At 68.5% G+C, this 20,569-nt stretch carries 13 protein-coding genes; 6 read left to right on the forward strand and 7 right to left on the reverse strand.

Annotated elements, in window-relative coordinates; genetic code table 11:
• Positions 1 to 3 precede the first annotated feature (3 nt).
• On the forward strand, positions 4 to 2,544 hold the full coding sequence (locus tag U9978_RS05095; protein WP_322759870.1) for an ABC transporter permease: 2,541 nt from the start codon (positions 4 to 6) through the stop codon (positions 2,542 to 2,544).
• Positions 2,545 to 2,566: 22 nt separating this feature from the next.
• On the opposite strand, the gene U9978_RS05100 is transcribed toward U9978_RS05095, so the two are convergent.
• Both U9978_RS05100 and metH read right to left on the reverse strand, forming a co-directional pair.
• Positions 2,567 to 3,310 carry an HAD family phosphatase gene (locus U9978_RS05100; RefSeq protein WP_322759871.1) on the reverse strand — a complete coding sequence of 248 codons (744 nt, stop codon included), beginning with the start codon at positions 3,308 to 3,310 and terminating at the stop codon, positions 2,567 to 2,569.
• A gap of 38 nt (positions 3,311 to 3,348) precedes the next feature.
• Positions 3,349 to 6,915: a methionine synthase gene (gene metH / locus U9978_RS05105; protein ID WP_322759872.1), complete on the reverse strand. Its 3,567-nt coding sequence runs from the start codon at positions 6,913 to 6,915 to the stop codon at positions 3,349 to 3,351.
• Between the two features lie 206 nt (positions 6,916 to 7,121).
• Between metH and U9978_RS05110 the strand changes: the two genes are divergently transcribed.
• Positions 7,122 to 7,964, forward strand: coding sequence for a PAC2 family protein (locus U9978_RS05110; RefSeq protein ID WP_322759873.1), 843 nt, complete (start codon positions 7,122 to 7,124; stop codon positions 7,962 to 7,964).
• Here the strand turns inward: U9978_RS05110 and U9978_RS05115 are convergent, their stop codons facing one another.
• Genes U9978_RS05115 through U9978_RS05130 form a run of 4 tightly spaced genes read right to left on the reverse strand, consistent with a single transcriptional unit; the run spans position 7,965 to position 11,664 of the window.
• On the reverse strand, positions 7,965 to 8,765 hold the full coding sequence (locus U9978_RS05115) for a hypothetical protein (RefSeq protein WP_322759874.1): 801 nt from the start codon (positions 8,763 to 8,765) through the stop codon (positions 7,965 to 7,967).
• Positions 8,765 to 10,021 carry a cysteine--1-D-myo-inosityl 2-amino-2-deoxy-alpha-D-glucopyranoside ligase gene (gene mshC / locus U9978_RS05120; protein ID WP_322759875.1) on the reverse strand — a complete coding sequence of 419 codons (1,257 nt, stop codon included), beginning with the start codon at positions 10,019 to 10,021 and terminating at the stop codon, positions 8,765 to 8,767. Before mshC ends, U9978_RS05115 begins: the two co-directional genes overlap by 1 nt.
• Before the next feature lie 57 nt (positions 10,022 to 10,078).
• Positions 10,079 to 10,858, reverse strand: coding sequence for an SCO1664 family protein (locus U9978_RS05125; RefSeq protein ID WP_322759876.1), 780 nt, complete (start codon positions 10,856 to 10,858; stop codon positions 10,079 to 10,081).
• A gap of 5 nt (positions 10,859 to 10,863) precedes the next feature.
• The gene (locus U9978_RS05130; RefSeq protein ID WP_322759877.1) at positions 10,864 to 11,664 is read right to left on the reverse strand and encodes an MSMEG_4193 family putative phosphomutase; all 801 of its coding nucleotides are present in this window, start codon (positions 11,662 to 11,664) and stop codon (positions 10,864 to 10,866) included.
• 94 nt (positions 11,665 to 11,758) lie between these two features.
• Between U9978_RS05130 and U9978_RS05135 the strand changes: the two genes are divergently transcribed.
• Both U9978_RS05135 and U9978_RS05140 read left to right on the forward strand, forming a co-directional pair.
• Positions 11,759 to 13,912, forward strand: coding sequence for an AAA family ATPase (locus tag U9978_RS05135; protein WP_322759878.1), 2,154 nt, complete (start codon positions 11,759 to 11,761; stop codon positions 13,910 to 13,912).
• Between the two features lie 57 nt (positions 13,913 to 13,969).
• Positions 13,970 to 15,793 carry a glycosyltransferase family 39 protein gene (locus U9978_RS05140; RefSeq protein WP_322759879.1) on the forward strand — a complete coding sequence of 608 codons (1,824 nt, stop codon included), beginning with the start codon at positions 13,970 to 13,972 and terminating at the stop codon, positions 15,791 to 15,793.
• On the opposite strand, the gene U9978_RS05145 is transcribed toward U9978_RS05140, so the two are convergent.
• Positions 15,751 to 17,208, reverse strand: coding sequence for a glycosyltransferase 87 family protein (locus U9978_RS05145; protein WP_322759880.1), 1,458 nt, complete (start codon positions 17,206 to 17,208; stop codon positions 15,751 to 15,753). The genes U9978_RS05140 and U9978_RS05145 overlap by 43 nt on opposite strands.
• Positions 17,209 to 17,419: 211 nt before the next feature.
• Between U9978_RS05145 and U9978_RS05150 the strand changes: the two genes are divergently transcribed.
• A complete protein-coding gene (locus U9978_RS05150; protein ID WP_322759881.1) occupies positions 17,420 to 18,913 on the forward strand; it encodes an NAD(P)/FAD-dependent oxidoreductase in 1,494 nt (497 codons plus the stop codon).
• Positions 18,914 to 18,946: 33 nt separating this feature from the next.
• Complete coding sequence (locus tag U9978_RS05155) at positions 18,947 to 20,539, forward strand: glycosyltransferase family 39 protein (RefSeq protein WP_322759882.1); 1,593 nt, start codon at positions 18,947 to 18,949, stop codon at positions 20,537 to 20,539.
• Positions 20,540 to 20,569 lie beyond the last annotated feature (30 nt).

The following is a 20,569-nucleotide window of genomic DNA, read 5'->3' on the forward strand; positions in this document are numbered from 1 at the left end:
CCGATGCTGCGCACCACCCTGAAGAATCTGCTGGCCCGCAAGCTCCGGCTGCTGCTTTCTGCTCTCGCGGTCGTGGCCGGGGTCAGTTTCGTCACCGGCACGCTGGTGCTCACCGATAGCCTCAACCAGACGTTCGACACGCTGTTCGCCAACGCCACCAGGAACGTCAGTGTGGCGGTTCGTGCGATCAACGCAGTGGACGACAGTTCTGCCGGGAACAGCCCGAGCCGGCCTGTTCCCAGCTCCCTGCTGGATGTGGTCAAGGGCGTGCCCGGGGTACGGGCAGCCGTCGGTGATGTCGATGGAACAGCCGTGTTCGTCAACCCCCGCACCGGCAAGGTGCTCGACACCGGCGGTGCGCCCGGGCTCGGCACCAGCTGGGACGGTGGCACCGCGGTGTCCGCGGTCGAGATCGCCGCGGGTCATGCACCGCACGGCCAGGAATTCGTGATCGACAAGAGCAGTGCGGACAAGGCGGGTCTGCTGATCGGCGACCGGGTGACCGTGCTGACCAAGGGCGCACCCGCTGTCTACACCCTGGTCGGGACGTTCCGGCTGGCCGGACAGGACAGCGTCGGGGGTGCCACCGTGATCGCTTTCGACACGGCCACCGCGCAGCGCGTCCTGCTCGCCCCGGACGAGTTCACCTCGATCAGAATCGCCGCCGTCGACGGACTGTCCCAGACCGAACTTCGCGACCGGGTCGCCGGGGTGCTACCCGCAGGTGTCGAGGCGATCACGGGTAAACAGCTGGCCGACGAGAACGCGAACGCGGTCCAGAAGGCCATCGGTGGTTTTTCTACGTTCCTGCTGGTATTCGCCGGGATCTCGGTCTTCGTGGGCGCCTTCATCATTTTCAACACCTTCACGATGCTGGTGGCCCAGCGGGTCCGGGAACTTGCCTTGCTGCGGGCGCTGGGCGCCAGCCGGCGCCAGGTCCAGCTCTCGGTCCAGCTTGAGGCGGGCGTCGTCAGCCTTGTCGGCGCGACGGTCGGGTTGCTGTTCGGCCCGGTTCTGGCCGTCCTGCTGCGACTCGCGGTGGCGGCGATCGGGGTGTCACTACCCGGCGGAGGGTTGGTTGTCCGACCTCGAACGATCATTGTCGCCTACGCCGTCGGCGTTGTCGTCACGGCGGTCGCCGCCTTCATCCCCGCGCGCAAAGCCGCGTCGGTACCACCGGTGGCGGCGATGCGCGAATCCTTCGTCCTACCCGCGCGTTCCCTGCGCTCCCGCGGCATTGCCGGTGGTGCCCTGGCCGGTATCGGCGCGCTGCTCCTCGTCTACGGGCTGACCGCCGTCACCGGGAAGTCCGGGGCAGCGGTGGTCGGCATCGGTGCCGGACTGTGCTTCCTCGGCATCGCGACTCTCTCGCCGCTGCTTGCGCGGCCCATCACCAGGTTCATCGGCAGTCCGCTGCCGGTTCTGTTCGGCGCCACCGGCCGCCTCGGACGCGAGAACGCCATGCGTAATCCACGCCGGAGCGCTTCGACGGCATCCGCGTTGATGATCGGCCTGGCGCTGGTCAGTGCGTTCGCGGTGCTCGGTGCGTCCATCAAGGATTCCGTCAAGGAGACCGTCAGCAACAGCCTGGGTGCGGATTTCTACCTGGCCGGGTCCGGTTTCGGTCAGGGATTCAGCCCCGACATCGCCCAGTCTCTGCGGGGTAAACCAGGCATCGAGCTCGTCACAGGCCTGCGGTCGGATGTGGCCCAGATCAAGGGGAAGAAAGGGACCATCCTGGCGGGTGACCCGGTTGCCCTGCCGCAGCTGCTCGCGTTGCGACAGGTCAACGGGGATATCGCCAAGCTCGGCAACGGAACGATCATCATGGACAGCGACACGGTGACGGCCGACGGGCTCGTCGTGGGTCAGCCGGTTCCGGTGGTTTTCCCGGATGGCCCGACCACCCTCACCCTCGCCGGGACGTACAAGAAAAGCCAGGTAGCCGGCAAGTACCTCGTCGCCCTGAGTGAGTTCAGTCGGCATTACAACTCCGATCTCGACATCTTCGTCATGGTCAGGATCGCGTCGAACGCGAACATCGCCGACGTTCGGAAGGAGATCGATTCCGTCGCCAAGGCATACCCGAACGTGACGGTGCGTGACCAGTCCGAGTTCGTCCGGCAGCAGGAGAAGCAGGTCGACCAGCTTCTGGGCATCGTCTACGTCCTGTTGGTGCTGGCCGTCGTCATCGCGCTGTTCGGGATCGTCAACACGTTGGCCCTCTCCGTGATCGAACGGACCCGGGAGATCGGACTGTTGCGCGCGGTCGGTATGAGCAGGCGTCAGCTGCGCACGATGGTGCGACTGGAGGCAGTGGTGATCGCCGTCTTCGGAGCGCTCCTCGGCGTCGTCGTCGGCAGCTTCTTCGGCTGGGCGTTGACCCGCGCCCTCAAGGAACAGGGCATCAACACCTTCGCCTACCCGCTGTGGACGGTCGTCCTCGTCGTGATCGTGGGTGGTCTGCTCGGTGTCCTGGCTGCCATCTTCCCGGCCCGTCGGGCCGCGAGGATGGACATCCTGCGGGCGATCGCGACAACCTGAGCCCGCCTCACGCCATCGGGCATCACACCCTGTCGACGTCGTCGGTGTCCCGGTACCGCACGCTGCCTCGGGATGGCGACACCAGCCCGTCGAGTAGCCGCACGGTGACCTCGCGCAGGCTCGCCACAACGGTCGCCCCAGCGGTGGCCGCGGACGGTGCCGCCATCGGGTACGACGGGACCAGAACCGTCGCGCAGCCTGCGCCGAGGCCGGCGCGCGCGCCAGCCTCACTGTCCTCGAGGACCACACACCGAGCTGGCACCACGCCCAGGAGGCTCGCCGCTGTCAGGTACGGCTCCGGATGCGGCTTACGCAGGCTGACCTCGTCGCCGGCGACCGTCACCGCGAACCGGTCGAGGCCGATCGCGGCGAGGACGGGATCCATCAGTACCCGGAACGACGACGACACCAGGGCGGTCGGGATCCCCGCGGCAGCCAGCACGTCCAGCAGTGCGATGGAACCCGGCATCGGGACGATCCGGCCGGGTTCGCCGAACAGCTCGGCGGTCCGCTTGACCAGGAAGCGGGCGGCCGCGTCCGGGTCGGCGGTTGATACCCCGAGCATCGAGAGCATGAGCGGCAGGGCCGTGTCGATCCCGTGCCCGATCATCGCCGTCTTGATCTCCGGGGTGAACCGGCCACCGAGGCTTGCCGCCAGTTCGTGCTCTGCCACCGTCCACAGCGGTTCGGTGTCAACCAGCAGACCGTCCATGTCGAACAGGACGGCCGCAACACCATCGTCCGCAACACCATCGTCAACGCTCACCTGACCTGAATACCAGGTCGGGTGAGCGTGGCGACCTATCAGGTGGCGAAGTACTTGGCCTCGGGATGGTGCGCGATGATCGCCGAGGTGGACTGTTCCGGCACGAGCTGGAACTCCTCGGACAGCTCCACACCGACCCGTCCCGGATCGAGCAGTTCGAACACCCCGACCTGCTGCTCCAAGTCGGGGCAGGCCGGGTAGCCGAAGGAGTAACGGGATCCGCGGTAGTTCTGCCGGAAGACCCCGGTAAGATCGTCGGCATCGGCGGCGCCGGCGGGCGTGCCATCCGGTAGCAGCAGTTCGGAGCGGACCCGCTTGTGCCAGTACTCGGTCAACGCCTCGGTGAGCTGGACCGACAGCCCGTGCAGCTCCAGGTACTCCCGGTAGGAGTCGGCGGCGAAGAGTTCGGCCGTGACCGCACTGATCCGTCGACCCATGGTGATGATCATAAAGGGGACGACGTCCACTTCGCCGGATTCCTCCGACCGGTAGAAGTCGGCCAGGCACAGCCGGCGGTCCCGGCGCTGGCGCGGGAAGCTGAAGCGGGCCCGCTCACCACCGTCGGCGGACAGGACGATCAGATCCTCACCCTTGCTGACACACGGGAAGTACCCGTACACGACGGCGGCTTCCAGCATCTGCTCGGAGACGATGCGGTCGAGCCACATCCGCAGCCGGGGACGTCCCTGCGTCTCCACCAGCTCCTCGTAGGAGGGACCCTCGCCTCCACGGGTGCCGCGCAGCCCCCATTGGCCGAGGAACGTCGCCCGCTCGTCGAGGAAGGAGGCGTAGTCGGCCAGCGGGATGCCCTTGACGATCCGGTCCCCCCAGAACGGTGGCACCGGCACGGGGTTGCCGGTCGCCACGTCCGAACGCGGCGGCAGCTCGGCCACGGGCTCGTCAGCCCGAGCTGCGGCCCTGGCAGCCTTGATCCGTTCGGTGCGCTCCCGGCGGGCCCGGCGTTCAGCCGTGCGCGGGTCGTCGGCGAGCGGCGGTGCCTCGCCCCGCTTGGCCGCCATGACCGCGTCCATGAGGGACAGGCCCTCGAAGGCGTCCCGCGCATAGCGGACATCGCCCTCGTAGAGCTGCGCCAGGTCTCCTTCGACGTAGGCACGGGTGAGGGCGGCGCCGCCGAGCAGCACCGGCCAGATGGCCGCCACCCCGCGGGTGTTCATCTCCGCGAGGTTCTCCTTCATGATCACGGTGGATTTCACCAGCAGCCCGGACATGCCGATCGCGTCGGCGTGATGCTCGGCCGCCGCGTCCAGGATCGTCGTGATCGGCTGTTTGATCCCGAGGTTGACGACCGTGTAGCCGTTGTTGGACAGGATGATGTCAACGAGGTTCTTGCCGATGTCGTGGACGTCGCCCTTGACCGTCGCAAGGACCAGGGTGCCCTTGCCCCGGGTGTCGGACTTCTCCATGTGCGGCTCGAGATAGGCCACGGCGGCCTTCATGACCTCGGCCGATGCCAGGACGAAGGGCAGCTGCATCTGCCCGGAGCCGAACAGGTCACCGACGACCTTCATACCGGTGAGCAGGGTGTCATTGATGATCGCCAGCGGATCCCGGGAGCGCATCGCCTCATCGAGGTCGGTCTCCAGCCCGGTCCGTTCACCGTCGATGATCCGCCGTTGGAGCCGTTCGTCGAGGGGCAGGGCGGCCAGTTCCTCGGCCCGGGTCGGCCCGCCGACATGGGCCTCGACACCCTCGAACAGGTCCAGGAACCGGATCAGCGGATCGTAGCCGTCCCGGCGCCGGTCGTAGACCAGGTCGAGGGCGACCTCGCGCTGGGAATCCGGGATGCGTGCCATCGGAAGGATCTTGGAGGCATGCACGATCGCCGCGTCCAGGCCGGCTTTCACGCACTCGGCCAGGAACACCGAGTTGAGCACCACCCGGGCGGCCGGCTTCAGACCGAAGGAGATGTTGGACAGCCCGAGGATGGTCTGCACGTCGGGGTGGCGTCGTTTGATCTCGCGGATCGCCTCGATGGTGGCGGCTCCGTCACCCCGCGACTCCTCCTGCCCGGTACCGAGGGTGAAGGTCAGGGCGTCGATGAGGATGTCGGACTCGCGCATCCCCCACTGCCCGGTCAGGTAGGAGATCAGCCGTTGGGCGACCCGCACCTTCCACTCGACGGTCCGGGCCTGGCCTTCTTCGTCGATGCAGAGTGCGACGGCGGCTGCGCCGTGTTCGTGGATGATCGGCATCACGGTGGCGATCCGGGAGCCGGGGCCGTCGCCGTCCTCGAAGTTGACCGAGTTCACCACGCAGCGCCCGCCGAGGCATTCCAGCCCCGCCTCGATGACCGGGGGTTCGGTGGAGTCGAGCATCACCGGCAACGTGGACGCGGTGGCGTAGCGGCCGGCGACCTCCCGCATGTCGACCCGGCCGTCCCGGCCGACGTAGTCCACACAGACGTCGATCATGTGCGCGCCCTCACGGGTGGCGGCGCGGGCGATCTCGATGACGTCATCCCAGCGGCTGTCGATCAGCGCATCGCGGAAAGCCCTGGAACCGTTGGTGTTGGTCCGCTCGCCCACCATCAGCACCGAATTGTCCTGCCGGAACGGCACGGCCTGGTAGAGCGAGGCCGCCGCGGCCTCGACGGCCGGCCGCCGTGGCGTGACGGCCCGTCCGGCGACACGCTCGACGACCTGACGCAGGTGCTCGGGGGTGGTCCCGCAGCAACCGCCGACAAGTACGGCGCCGTAGTCACGGGTGAAGGTGTCGAGCGCGTCGGCGAGTTCGGCCGGGGTCAGCGGGTAGGTGGCGCCGTCGCGGCCAAGCGTGGGCAGACCGGCGTTCGGCATGACCGAGAGCCCGATTCGGGCGTGCTGGGCCAGGTGACGCAGGTGTTCGCTCATCTCGGTGGGTCCGGTCGCGCAGTTCAGGCCGATCAGGTCGATGCCGAGCGGCTCGAGCGCGGTGAGCGCGGCGGCGATCTCCGAGCCGAGAAGCATCGACCCGGTCAGCTCCACGGTGACCTGCGCGATGAGGACGACCCGACGATCAGCGGCGGCCATCGCGCGGCGCGCTCCGATGATCGCGGCCTTTGCCTGCAGAAGGTCCTGGGCGGTCTCCACCAGGACGGCGTCGACGCCCCCCGCGAGCAACCCGGCGACCTGCCGCTGGTAGGCGTCCCGCAGCGGTGCATAGGCGATGTGTCCCAAGGTGGGCAGCTTCGTTCCAGGGCCCACCGAACCGAGGACGAAGCGGGGCTGGTCGGTCGTACTCCAGAAGTCGGCAGCTTCACGGGCTAGCCGGGCACCCGCCTGCGCCAGTTCCCCGATACGGTCAGCGATGCCGTACTCTCCGAGATTGGCGAGGTTGACTCCGAACGTGTTCGTCTCGACTGCGTCACACCCGACAGCGAAGTAGGCGTCGTGTACTGCCCGCACCACGTCTGGACGCGTCACGTTCAGAATCTCGTTGCAGCCTTCGTGGCCATGGAAGTCGTCGAGGCTCAGATCAGCGGCCTGGAGCATCGTTCCCATGGCGCCGTCGGCTACCAGTACCCGTTCGGCCAGGGCGGAAAGCAGGTCTGCTCGCACCTGGGAAGCGTACCGGTAGTGCCCGTGCCGATCGTGGTGGCGACTCATGGTCATAATCGGGTTTGCCCGGGTTACCCACCTCCTGGTCGGCGCAGTTGTGGTCGGCTGCTCGCCAGATCAGGTCAGATCGGCCCGGCAACCGGGTACTTCTGGAACAGCGGGTCGCAGGGATCCACCGGCACGCACCAACGTAGGACGTACCGTTGCACTGTCACGGGGGCAGTGGGCCGCCGCGGGGCGGCAGGAGGTGGCAGGTGATCGAGTTCTCCGGCGTCGGTCAGCTACGGTCGCCGATCGTAGTGGCTGCCTTCGAGGGCTGGAACGATGCCGCGGACGCGTCGTCCGCGGCCGTCGAGCATCTGGAGTCGGCGTTCGACGCGAAGGTGATCGGTGCCATCGATCCGGACGACTACTACGATTTCCAGGTCAACCGGCCCACGGTCAGTGGAACCGACGGCACGTCCCGCAAGATCGCATGGCCGACGACGCGGCTGTCGGTCGCCCGCCCCGACCATGGCGACAACGACCTGGTCCTCATCCGTGGTCTTGAGCCGAACATGCGCTGGCGTGGCTTCACCGACGAGCTGATCGAGACGGTTCATGCGCTCGGCAGCGACATGGTGGTCAGCCTCGGCGCGTTGCTCGCCGATTCCCCGCATACCCGCCCGGTGCCGATCAGTGGAACCGCCGGGGACCCGGCTACGGCCGCCCGCCTGCGGCTGGACCCGTCGAAGTACGAGGGTCCCACCGGCATCGTCGGGGTGTTCGCGGAGGCGTGTTCCCGGGCCGGGCTCGCGTCGGTGTCGTTCTGGGCCGCGGTCCCCCACTACGTGGCGAACCCGCCGTGCCCGAAGGCGACGCTGGCACTGCTACGGCGGGTCGAGGACCTCCTGGACATGGAGATCCCCCTGGGCGACCTGGCCGAACGGGCCCGGGCCTGGGAACGTCAGGTGGATGAGCTCGCCGAGGGCGACAGCGAGGTTGCCGAGTACGTGCGCGCGCTGGAGTCACGCGAACCCGAGACCGAACTACCAGAAGCCAGCGGGGACGCGATCGCCCGTGAGTTCGAACGCTACCTGCGTAGGCGGGGGCAGTGACTACTCATCGACGACCTCGGCGTCGATGATGTCCTCCTCGCTGCCGTAGCCTGGTCGAGCGGTACCCGTCGCCGCCGATGCCCGGGTGAAAAAGCCAGGGTCGGCTCCGGTCACATCGTCGGCTCCGGTCACATCGTGCACCGCACTCGTCCCGGACTGCTCGGAGGTCTGCGTATGCCCGGTGCCGGTCGTGGTGCCGGCGCGCGCCAGGTCCGTGACCGCGCGGTCGATCTCGCTGGAGCTCATCAGGCTGCGGACCCGCAACAATGCGCCGAGAACCTCGCCCTGCTGGTGGCGTAACCCCTCGAGGATTCCCGCCACCCGCGCGATCTGTGCCTCGATGTCGCCGAAGCGCCGCTGGGCGCGCTGTCGCGACTCCTCGACCGCGTCGAGGAGTAGTTTGTCCGCCTGCTCACGGGCCTTGCGCACGATCGGATGGTTGGCGGCGGCGTCCTCGATGGCCTCCTCCAACGCCTGCTCCGCGATGGCGCGGGCGCCCGTGATGATCTCATCGGCTTCCTGCTGGGCGATGGCCAGCATGAGGCCGATCCGGCCACCTGCGTGCGCGGCGAGCAGGTCAGGCAGGGCCGCGGCGTCGTCGCGGCGGCGGCGATCGGCCTGCAGAGCCGCTTCGGCCGCGGCCGCCCGCTGCGTCACCTGACTGGCGTACCGCCACAGCGTGGCCAGGTACTCCTCAACCTGACGTGGATCATAACCCCGCGCCACCTCATCGAACCTCGGCCGTTCGGCGTTGGTTCCGGTGTCGGTTCCGGTGTCGGTTCGGTGGTAGTCGGCACCCATCAACCTGAAAGTCCTCCAGCCACGACCGGCTTAATGTCCACCCCTAGTAACGAGTCGATGATTGCACGCGCCAAAGCCGGGGCGTCCGGGACATCACCTCCGGCCGTGAGTGCAGCGCTCGCCCAGCGGTCGACAGCGGCGACGGCACCCGGCGCGTCGAGATCGTCGGCCAGCCGCCGACGTACCTGGTCGAGTAGCGGACGGGCATCGGGACCGCGCTCGTGGCCGGCCGCCGCCTGCCATCGGGCCAGCCGTTCGCGGGCGACGTCCACGGCCGAGGGAGCCCATTCCCACCCGACCGTATGATGGTGGTCCAGTAGCGCGATCCGGATCGCCGCCGGTGGCACGCCGCGGGCCAGCAGGCGGGACACGAACTCGAGGTTTCCCCTCGACTTCGACATCTTGTGGCCGTCGAGACCGACCAAGGCGGTGTGCACACAGGTACGTGCGAACGGCTGGACACCGGTCGCGACCTCCGCATGGGCGACGCCGCATTCGTGGTGGGGAAACACGAGGTCCATACCGCCGCCCTGGACGTCGATGCTCTCGCCCAGATAGGTCAGGGCGATGGCGGCACATTCGATGTGCCAGCCCGGCCTGCCCGGTCCGAACGGCGACGGCCATGCCGGCTCGCCGGGGCGCTCGGCGCGCCACAACAGGGGGTCGAGCGGGTTGTTCTTGCCGGGACGGTCGGGGTCGCCGCCGTTGCCCGCGGCTCGTTCGACCATCGAGTCATAGCTGAGACGGGAGATTTCGCCGAAACGGGGGGCCGCCTCGATCGGAAAGTAGAGGTCGCGGTCCACCCAGTAGGTGGCCTCACGGCTGCGCAGTTTTTCGATCAGTTCGATGACCAGCGGAATCGACTCGACCGCTCCCACATATGCGGTCGGCGGCAGGATGCGCAGTGCGGTCATGTCCGCCCGGAACAGATCGGTCTGGCTACGGGCGATGTCCTGCCAGTCCAGCCCGTCGCGCCGGGCCCGTTCGAACAACGGATCGTCGACGTCGGTGATGTTCTGGACATAGTGGACCTCATGGCCGGCATCCAGCAGAACCCGCGTGAGTAGATCGTAGGTGAGGTAGGTGAATGCATGCCCCAGATGCGTGGCATCGTACGGGGTGATTCCACAAACGTACATGCGCACCGTCGGTCCGGCCTCGAGCGGACGTACCGAGCCGGTGGCTGTGTCGAAAACCCGGAGTGGGAATCCTCGACCGGGAAGGTGCGAGCGTGCGGAGGCCGGCCAGGATCGCATGCGTGTCAGCGTAGCCGGGTCCGTGTCAGACAGACTCAATTGCCGTCAGAGCTACTCCTAGAACGGCGGCCAGGGGATGGGCGGCCAGTCGCCGGAAGGAACCGGGAAACGGCGTTCGGTCAGCAACCTGTCGATCCGGGCGCGGAGGCTCGCGATCTCCGCGTCGGTGAGCAGACCTGTCAGGGCGGCTGCGAGCCGGCCTCCGACGGCCTCCCGCAGGCAGACCAGGAGCTCGAGTTCGTCGGCACGCAGGCGCTGCCCCCGCCACGTCCACAGCAGCGTGCGCAGTTTGTCCTCGACGTGAAAAGTCACGCCGTGGTCAATACCGTAGATCCGCCCGGACGGGCCGGGTAGTAGGTGACTGCCTTTGCGGTCGGCATTGTTGACCACGGCGTCGAACAGTGCGATCGCCCGCAGCTGAGGGTCGTCGGACCGGGTCAGCGCGACCAGGTCGACGGTCTCGTCGATGTCGATCCAGAGTTGGACCATGCCCGTGCCGAACGGGCCGTCCCGCAGCACGGTGGGCGGCACGATCCCCGCGCCGGTGGCCTCGGAGAGCAGATAGGCCGCACGTTCGCGGCCGGCGAGCGTCCCGTCCGGAAAGTCCCACAACGCGCGTTCGCCACGGACCGGCTTGTAGACGCAGCGTCCGGTGTCGCCGTCGTGGCTGATCTCGCAGTACAAGGTCGCGTTACTGGCGTCAACCAGGCGTCCGGTGACGGTTATCGTACCGTCACGCAGAAGCCTCAGAGCGCCGGCGGCGTCGAGCCCGCCGGCGTCAAGCGGTTCGAGGGGCGGGCGTCCGCCGGGCGCAACGCTGGATACAGACTCGCTCACGTCCTTCAGTCTCGCCGCCCATGTTCACGACTGTCCCGTGGCTCTCCGCCGGGCGCGCGGCTCTGTCCAGCACCGCCCGGCGCATTACCGCCTTGCCCATCACCGCCGCCGACGACAGCGTCACCCTCCGGCGCCTCACCGGGAGTCCGCGGGGCTGGCAGCAGATCCGCGACCGCACCACCACGGTCGTTCACTCTGATGACGAACGGCCGATGTTCGGTGTAACGGATGGCTGTCAGTGAACAGGGATCCACGGAGATGCGCTGAAACAGATCCAGGTGGATGCCCATGGCATCCGCGACGATCGACTTGATGACATCGCCATGGGAGCAGGCGAGCCAGACCGCGTCCGGCCCGAGGCGTGCGTTCCAGTCGCGAATCGCCGCGACCGCGCGGTGCTGGGTGTCACGCAGGGCCTCTCCCTCGGACCCGGGGAAGACAACCGCGCTCGGGTGCTCCTGAACGGTCCGCCACAACGGGTCCTTGGTCAGCGTCGTCATTTCCTGACCGGTCCAGTCGCCGTATCGGCACTCCCCGAGACGGTCGTCGATGGTGACCACGGGATCGTCGTCGCACGGTTCGGGTTTCGGTTCGCCCTGTTGCTCCGCGATCGCCAGGGCTGTTTCCTCGCAGCGTTGCAACGGGCTGGAGACGATCGCGGTGAGCGGTATCGAGGCGAGACGCTGTGCCAGCGCCGCGGCCTGTGCCTTACCGCGGTCGTCAAGACCGACACCTGGAGTCCAGCCGAGTAGAACGGTCCCCGTCACAGCGGTGAGACCGTGACGGACGAGCAGGACGGTGGTCACCGGGTATCCACAAGGAACGCATCTTAGTGGTCGGCGCTGGAAGTTGCGCGGGGTCTGCCGGCGCCGACCACTAAGCACGCCGTAGGCTTCCGCAATGGCAGCCGAGACAAGCCTGACTGACCAGACCCCCGGTGTGACACCGGGTGAGGTTCCGGCGGTCGCCCCGGTGACCGTCTTCAGCGCGTTCTGCGCGGCGGGGCTGTGGCCGGGGCTCGGCCGTACGACCGCTGCCCGGCTGCCCGAGGCGGGGATCCGGGGCCCGGCGGACGTCGACGCGACCCGGTTGGCAACGATCCAGGGCGTCACCCCCGCCCGAGCCCGGCGCCTGGTGGACTCCTTCGCCGCTGCCGGCGGCGCCTATCGCGCGGCGGAGTTGCTCGTCGCGGCCGATCTGCCGGTCCGTCTGGTGCGCAGGCTGGTCGACGAGCTCGGGCCGGGGGTGGCCGACGCGCTGACCGCGGATCCCTGGGCGCTGCTCGCCGGCGGCGAGGCCGAACTCACCCAGGCCGACCGGCTTGCCCGCGCGACGGGCGCCGGGCGTGACGATCCCCGACGTGGCCCGGCGGTGGTCGCCTACCTGCTCGGGCGGGCCGCCTCCCGCTTCGGCGACACCGCGGCGCCGTTGGACATGCTCGTTCGGACTGCGGCCCGTGACGGTGTCGCGGACCCGGCCGCGGCGCTTCGTACCGCGATCGAGGACGGCCGTGTGATCATAAACGGTGAGCTGGCCGCGCTCGACCGGTACGCCGTGGCCGAGCAGACGGTGGCCGAGGGTGTCGCCCGGCTGCTGGCCATCGCCGAGCCGCTGCGCCCCGGGAGCACGCGGTCAGCGCGGTCAGCGCGGTCAGCGCAGTCGGCCATCCCGGTACCGGTGGCCGTCGCAGCGCCGGTTGACCATCCGGGCATGTTCGACGACCTCGCGGAGGAAGACGTCGAGGATGAGCATGAGGATCAGGTCGGGGATCCGGACAACGACGACGACAGCGACGGCGGCGCCGACGATCTCGCCACCATCCTGGCCGGCCTTGACCAGACCCAGCTGCACGGGGCGCGCACCGCGCTCGACGTCGGGGTGAGCATGCTCACCGGCGGACCGGGGACCGGCAAGAGCCGGACGGTTGCCGCGGTCGTGCGCCTCGCCCACGCGGCCGGCGCACGGATCGCCCTGGCGGCGCCGACCGGCCGGGCCGCCAAACGCCTGGAGGAGTTGTGCGAGTGGCCGGCAAGCACCTTGCACCGGCTGTTGGCGGCGCAGGGAACGTCCGGAGCCTTCGCGCGTGACGCGGAGAATCCCATCGAGGCTGACCTCGTCGTCGTCGACGAGGCGTCCATGCTCGACGCCGAGCTCGCCGCCGCGCTGTTCGACGCGTGCGCCGACGGTACCCATCTGCTGCTCGTCGGAGACCCCGCCCAGCTGCCCAGCATCGGTCCGGGCCGGGTGCTCGCAGACCTGCTCGCGGCCGAGGTGGCGCCCGTCACCGAACTGCGGCGACTTTACCGGCAGTCCGAAGGCGGTGGGATCGCGACGCTCGCCATGGCGGTCCGCGCAGGTGAGCTCCCGCCTCCCCCGTCCGGGCCGGACCGCGAGGTGGTGGTCGTTCCCGCCCGCAGTGCCGGGGAAGCGGCCCACCGGGTTGTTCAGCTTGTCACCGACTCCATCCCGCGGGCGCTGGGAATATCCGTGGCGGACGTGCAGGTCGTGACTCCCGTCCACGGTGGACCCGCCGGAACGGCTGCGCTGAACAAGGCGCTCAAGCAGGTACTCAACCCCGGTGGGGGGGCATCGGGTGGGGGGGCATCGGGCGGGTTTGACATCGGCGACCGGGTGGTTGCCACCGCGAACCATCTCGACGACGGGTTCGCCAACGGGGAGATCGGGGTGGTACGCGGCGTCGGTGATCGAGGCGCGCTCACGGTGGCCTTTCCCGGCGGGGATGTCGAGGTCCCGGGCGGAGCGCTCGGAGATCTGCGGCACGGCTGGGCGGTCACGGTCCATCGCGCTCAGGGCAGTGAGTGGCCGGCCGTGGTGGCGGTGTTCCCGCCGGAGGCGGGCCGGATGCTGACCCGTCCGCTGATCTACACCGCGCTGACCCGGGCACAGCGGCACCTGTCGGTGGTGTCGGTGGGCGGCCCGGCGTTGCGGGGCGCGGTACGCCAGGCCGACGGTCGCCGGCGTTGCACGCTTCTTCCCGTCCTGCTCGCGCAGGAAATCCCGGTTGACCCGGACGACCCCACCGACAGGTACTGAGCCGACCGGTACCGGTACCGGTACCCCGCAGACCGCACGACGCGTCGAGCGGCTGACATGGCCGATCGGCCGGGTGACACGGTGGGTACCGTCTCGGTGGTGAGCGCCGACCTTTCTGGGAGTCCGGTGGCGGACGTGCCCGCATCCACATCCGTGTCTGCATCCGCATTCGTGTCCGTCGCACCGGTCGCGACGGCACCGGTGCCATCGGCCGTCCCGAAGCCGCGGGCGGAGGTTCAGGTTCGTCACGATCTCGAGCGGACGGGCCGCCGGCCGGTGTCTGATCCCGATGGTGCCGGTGGCTGGTCAATGCCGCCCAGGTGGGCGCAGATGCGGGAACGATGGAACCGTCAGTTGTTGATAGCCGCCGTGCTGGGTGCGATCGGGGTCGGCGCGTCCTTGCGGTTTGTCACGCCGAGCCACCTGTGGCTGGACGAATCGCTCACGGTTGAGATCTCTCGCAGACCGGTCGGTCAGCTGCTCGACGCACTCCGCCACGACGGTTCGCCGCCCTTGTATTACCTACTCCTGCACATGTGGATCAGGTTGTTCGGAACCGGGGACGTCGCGGTCCGGGCGCTGTCGGGCATTCTGTCGCTGATCACCCTGCCGGTCGCCTGGATCGCCGGGCGGCGGGTCGGGCGGGTGGCGGTGATGTTCGGCAGTGGCGACGGCGCCACGCTCGGTCGGGTGGGGACGGCGGCCCTGCTGCTGTTCGCGTGCTCGCCGTACGCGATCCGGTATGGCAGCGAGACCCGGATGTACTCGCTGGTGGTTCTGCTGGTGCTGCTGTTCGGGCTTGCGTTGGTACGGGCGTTGGAACGGCCGACACGTCGCAGACTGGCAGTGCTGACTGTGTCCACCGCGGCACTGGTCTACACGCACTATTGGACGTTTCTGCTGGTCACGACCGTTGCGGTGTTCCTCGCGGTACGGTCGCGCGGACGGGCTCCCTATCGCCGCTCGACGCTGTCCGCGCTGCTGGCGATGATTGCTTCGGCCGTGCTGTTCGCACCGTGGATGCCGTCCTTCCTGTTTCAGATGCTGCACACGGGCACCCCGTGGGCGGCGCGGGTACAGGCGCAGGTCCTACTGGACACGGTGTTCGACTGGGCCGGTCCGACGTCTACCGGCGCGCTGCTCGGGGTCGTCCTGCTCGGTGCGGCGCTGATCGGCTTGACGGGCCGGCCGCAGGATGACGGGCTGCACATCGTCCCGACCGGACGGGTGCCCGGACGTTATCTGGTCGCGTTGTGGCTCGTCCCGCTCGCCCTCGCCTACCTGGTCAACACCACTGGTGGTAGCGCTTACACGGAACGTTATACCGGGATTTCGCTGCCGGCCTTCCTGCTGCTCGCTGCACTCGGCATCGGCCAGTTGCCCGGGCGGGTACGCACGGCCATCCTGATGATTGTCTGTGTGACGGGGCTGTCCGGCGGCTGGAACATGGCGCGACAGGAACGTACCCAGGCAGGGGAGATCGCGAACCGGATCGCGGCGCTGGCCCGACCGGGAGATGTGGTCGCCTACTGCCCTGACCAGCTGGGTCCGGCGGTGTTCCGGGCCATCGAACGCCGTGGCGATCTTGATCTCAAGCAGATCGTCTATGCCGACGAGAGCGGGCCGGCGCTGGTCGACTGGGTTGACTACGCCGCTCGGATGCGACGAGCGAGCGGCGCGGACTTCGCCGCCCGGGTCAACACCATGGCCGGACCTGGCCACGCCGTGTTCCTCGTGCGCGCGGACGGTTACAAGACCCTGGAAGGGGCCTGTGCGGTCGTCTCGGACCAGCTTGCCGCCCTGCGTGACCGCACCCTCCAAGTCGATCGTCGCATCGTCTACGAGGGTGCGGCGCTGGAGCGCTTCTCCACCCTGCGCTGAGCGAGTACGGCCGGCGGTCCGGGCCGGCGCTCGCCCGCCGCGGCGAGCGCGGTCACCAGCAGTGCCATCGGCAGCGTGTAATGGTTGAAGTACGACTGTTTGTTCATGACATCCAGGGTGAGGAGCACGACGCCCGCACCGGCGCAGAACTCCGCGGACCCGGCCCGCACCCGCCAGGCGAGCCAGTAGGCGACCGTCAGCGCGACCGCCATCGGGCCGAAACCGGTGGTGATCCCCGCGTGCGCGAGCACACCGGGCACGGACAGCGAATCCTCGTGGACGGGATAGCCAAGGTTGGTCAGCACCGCGTCTCCCCAGAAGTCCGACGGGCCGACGACCACCCAGGGCAGAACCGTGGCCGCCGCGACGGCGACCGATGCCAGCGCGCGCCTGGGCCCGAACGCCGGCCAGGCCGCGGCGACCGGGACCAGCAGCGCCATGTGCTGCTTGCTGGCGAGGGCGACGGCGAACGCGACGACCGCCCAGCGGCCCCGACCCGATGTCACCGCCCACACCAGCACGCTGATGCATGCGGTGAGCAGCGGCTCCGTCCAGGACTGCTGGAGGGCGTACATGGAACCGGGGAAGGTCAGGACGAGCAGCGGTAGCGCCGGCGGGAGCGGTATCCCTGCCCGCGCGCCGTCCCGGGACATGATCGCGCGGATGGCGACGGCCGTGACCACCGAGGCGAGCAGTAGGCCGTAGCGGACGTCGGCGAGCAGCAGACGGAAGGGCGCGAGGACGAGCGTCGTACCCGGCAGGTAGGGGTAGACGTCGAACAACTGGTGCGCCGGATACCCGGCGTGGCTGGGCGCCCACTGCTGGCGGTACATGTCCGAGCCGTCGAGCAGGCCGCGGGCGGAGACCTGAAGGAGGTGGAAGACGTCGATGCGCGGCTGTGGTGCCGCGATGATCATACTGACGCCGGCGGCTGTCATGAGGCCGACAATCGGCCAGAAGGACGCCGGTGATGCCAGCCACCGCGCCGCGCCGCGCTCGCCCGGTGCCGGGCGCAGCCACCACAGGATCGACCCAGCGGTGAGCAGGCCGCCGGCCACGCCCAGCGCATCGGAGACGTACGCCCAGCCGCCGCCGGCGTAGTACCGGGGCCGCATCGCCACCCCCACCGCGAGGACCATGGCCAACATCACCCACGGCGTCCCGCGGCCAAGGCGCGCGTCCGCGCCGGGCGCCCTGGTGCCTGCGTTGCCGACACCGACAAGCACCGCGCCCCAGCCGATCAGTACCAAGGGCAGCGACCATGGGCCGCGCCCGTCGCCCGCGGCGATGCCCGCCGCGACGGCACACCAGCCGAGCAGCAGCGGGCCTGGCGTCCCCCCTGCTGGGCTATCCCGGCGTAACCACCCGGAGGTGGTGGTCGGATTGTTCGCCCGGCCGGGTAGGAACGCCGCCATGACGTGCACCATGCCAGAGGCGTTACCGGGTCGCCGCGTCGGCTCCGAGCAGGTCGTCCGGGATCATGCGGTGGCAATCGTGAGGGGGCGCGGACAGGTGCCCGCGCGGCTCATGCCAGACTGAGAAGCCAAGCCGGACTATTGTCACCGGCGTTCTTAGTGTGTCGCGCGGATGACCATCGCGTGCGGAGTTGAGGAGAGGTCAGGCACAGTGGCCGAAAAGCCCGAGGTCGTCGTTATCGGAGCCGGACCGGCAGGTCTGACAGCTGGCTGGGAGCTGGTGAAGCGGGACGTACCCGTGACGGTTCTCGAAGGTGACTCGGTGGTGGGAGGCATCAGCCGCACCGCGGAGCGTGAAGGCTGGCGCTTCGACATCGGCGGGCACCGGTTCTTCACCAAGGTGCCTGAGGTCGAGACTCTTTGGCACGAGATTCTGCCTGATGAGGACTTTCTGATGCGCCCGCGGTCGAGCCGCATCATGTACAACGGGAAACTGTTCGATTACCCGCTGCGCGCCGGCAATGCTCTGCGTGGCCTCGGCGTGCTCGAGGCGGCGCGCTGCATCTTCTCCTACTTCTGGGCGAGGGTCCGGCCGCCGAAGGACCAGACCAAATTCGAGGGCTGGGTCGCGGCCCGTTTCGGCTGGCGCCTCTACGGGATCTTCTTCAAGACTTACACCGAGAAGGTGTGGGGGGTACCGGCCGGCACGATCGAGGCTGACTGGGCGGCGCAGCGTATCAAGAACCTCTCGCTGCTCAATGCCATCGTGAACGCGGTCATGCCGAGGCGGAATCAGAAGAACATCGCCTCTCTCATCGAGGAATTCCAGTACCCGAAGCACGGGCCCGGAATGATGTGGGAGACTGCGGCGGACAAGATCTCCGAGCGTGGCGGTAAGATCATACTTGAGGAGAAGGTCCGCACGATCCATCATGCGGACGGGCGGGCCAGCGGCGTGACGACCGTGGTCACCGGCGGATACGGCCCTGGAGCGGGCGCGCCCGAGGCGTCCCGGACCGACATCGGGTCCGAGCACCACTACAGTGCGGACGAGATCATCTCATCGATGTCGTTCTCCTCGCTGATCCGGGTGATGGACCCGCCCGCCCCGGCGCACGTGCTGGCGGCGGCAAACGCGCTGCGCTACCGCGACTTCCTCACCGTCGCGCTGGTGGTGCCCGAGTCCGCCGGTTTTCCGGATAACTGGATATACGTGCACTCGCCCGAGCTGTTGGTCGGGCGTATCCAGAACTTCGCGTCCTGGTCGCCGTTCCTGGTGAAGGAGGGCCGCACCTGCCTCGGCATGGAGTATTTCGTCTTCGAGGGTGACGAGACGTGGTCGATGCCCGATGAAGACCTGATCGCACTTGCCACCAAGGAACTCGCCCAGTTGGGTCTGGTTCCGGCCGATCAGGTGGAACGCGGTTTCGTCGTCCGCATGCCGAAGGCATACCCGTTCTACGATGCGGACTACAAGAAGAACGTGGACATCATGCGTGGATGGCTGGCCGAGGCCACGCCGAATGTTCACCCGGTCGGCCGCAACGGTATGCATCGGTACAACAATCAGGACCATTCGATGTACACTGCGCTGCTTACCGTCCAGAACCTCGCTGACGGGGCCGGGCACGACGTGTGGAGCGTCAACGTGGAAGAGGACTATCACGAAGAGGTCTCCCCCGGTTACGCGAAGACACCGCACTAGTCGGCGTCACGGGAACCAGAGGGGGAACTGACCGTGACCGACGTCGCGGTACGGCCGCTGGAGAACATCCCGGGGCCGGCCGAAGGGAGCCGGCCCCGGGCGCAACGGGACGGTTTTGTTTTCAAGGCGATAATTTTCGCTCTCGTTGTCATAGCCGTGGTGGTACGTTTTTCCGCCCGCCAGGCGTTGTGGTTGGACGAAGCGCAGAGCGTCGCCATTGCGCGACTTCCACTGACCGGGCCGGGCACAACGCTGTTTGACGGGCTTCGCCAGGATGGCTCGCCGCCGCTGTACTACCTGCTGTTACACGGCTGGGTCGAGCTGTTCGGAGTCGGCACGTTCGCGGTGCGGACACTGTCGGCCCTGATGAACCTGGCTGCCGCCGGGCCGCTGTACCTGCTGGCTCGCCGCGTCGTCGGTGAGCGCGCAGCCCGGGTGGCGGTGGTGCTCTACCTCACCTCACCGTTCGCGCTGTACTTCGCCACCGAGACCCGGATGTACAGCCTGGTGGTGCTGCTGACCGCAGCTGGTGGGCTGGCACTGGAAGCCACGCTCAATCGGCGCTCGGCGGGTTCGGTCGCCGCGTTGGCGCTGTGCTCCGGCATGCTGGCGCTCACCCACTACTGGTGTTTCTACCTGCTGTTCACGGTGGCCGGCTGGCTTGCGCTGGTCGTGGTGAGGCCGCGCGCGGCGTGGGGCCCCCGGCCACCGCTGGCAGCGCTGGCCGGCATCGCCGGTGGTGGCCTCGTGTTCGCTCCCTGGTTGGGCGGGTTCTTCTACCAGATGGCGCACACCGGGACGCCCTGGGGAGAACCGGCGACCTTCGCGGCGATCTCACACGCCTACGGGCAGTGGGCGGGCGGTCCCACCACCCAGGGGCGGACGCTGCTGTTCCTCATCACCGGGCTCGCCGCCGCGGGGATCGCCGGCCGGGCGGTCGACGGCCGATACGTACTGGTCGACCTGAAGGGTATGGAACCGGGTCGCACGCTGTTCTTCCTGGCCACGGTGACGCTCTTCGTCGCCGTGGCCGCGGGAAAAGTGGTGGGCAACGCCTGGGCGGATCGGTACACCGCCACCGCGTTCGTGCCGTTCCTGTTGGTCATCGGCCTTGGTGCGACCGTCGTCGTGGACAGTCGACTGTTCCGCGGGATCATCATTGTGTGTGCGTTGCTCGGTCTTGTCGGTGGTTATGGCGACCTGTCCCGCACCCGCTCCCAGGCGAGCCAGGCCGCGGCCGTGCTCGAACGTCTCGGGCGGCCCGGCGACGTGCTGCTGGTCTGTCCGGACCAGCTCGGCCCGGGACTGTCCCGCACCGTTCCGGCCTGGATGCACGTGTATGTCGTCCCGACCTACCTACCGCCGGACCGCGTCGACTGGACGGACTACGAGGCGCGTAACTCGAAGGCGAACGGCGTTGTCGTCGCCGACAGGGCGCTCGCGCAGGCCGGCTCCGCTCACACGGTGTTCTTCGCCGGGTCGGGTGCCTATCGGACATACGAGACCCTGTGTACCCAGGTCCGTGGCCGTCTGCAGGACAGGCGTCCACTGGCCGACGAGGTGATGCGCCAGGGCGAGTCGGCCAGGGTGTGGGAGAACTTCACCCTCCTACGCTTCCAGCCCTGACCTCCCTTGGGCTCGTCGGGATCGACGGCT

Origin of the sequence: Protofrankia sp. Cr2 (assembly GCF_963555885.1) — a bacterium.
Lineage (GTDB): Bacteria > Actinomycetota > Actinomycetes > Frankiales > Frankiaceae > Protofrankia.

Bases quoted from the DNA above. Each gene is read 5' to 3' on its own strand.
- U9978_RS05115 (WP_322759874.1), bottom strand. From the start codon at position 8,765: ATGGGTGCCGACTACCACCGAACCGACACCGGAACCGACACCGGAACC.
- U9978_RS05135 (WP_322759878.1), top strand. From the start codon at position 11,759: ATGGCAGCCGAGACAAGCCTGACTGACCAGACCCCCGGTGTGACACCG.
- U9978_RS05145 (WP_322759880.1), bottom strand. From the start codon at position 17,208: ATGGCGGCGTTCCTACCCGGCCGGGCGAACAATCCGACCACCACCTCC.
- U9978_RS05140 (WP_322759879.1), top strand. From the start codon at position 13,970: ATGGCCGATCGGCCGGGTGACACGGTGGGTACCGTCTCGGTGGTGAGC.
- U9978_RS05095 (WP_322759870.1), top strand. From the start codon at position 4: ATGCTGCGCACCACCCTGAAGAATCTGCTGGCCCGCAAGCTCCGGCTG.
- metH (WP_322759872.1), bottom strand. From the start codon at position 6,915: ATGAGTCGCCACCACGATCGGCACGGGCACTACCGGTACGCTTCCCAG.
- mshC (WP_322759875.1), bottom strand. From the start codon at position 10,021: ATGCGATCCTGGCCGGCCTCCGCACGCTCGCACCTTCCCGGTCGAGGA.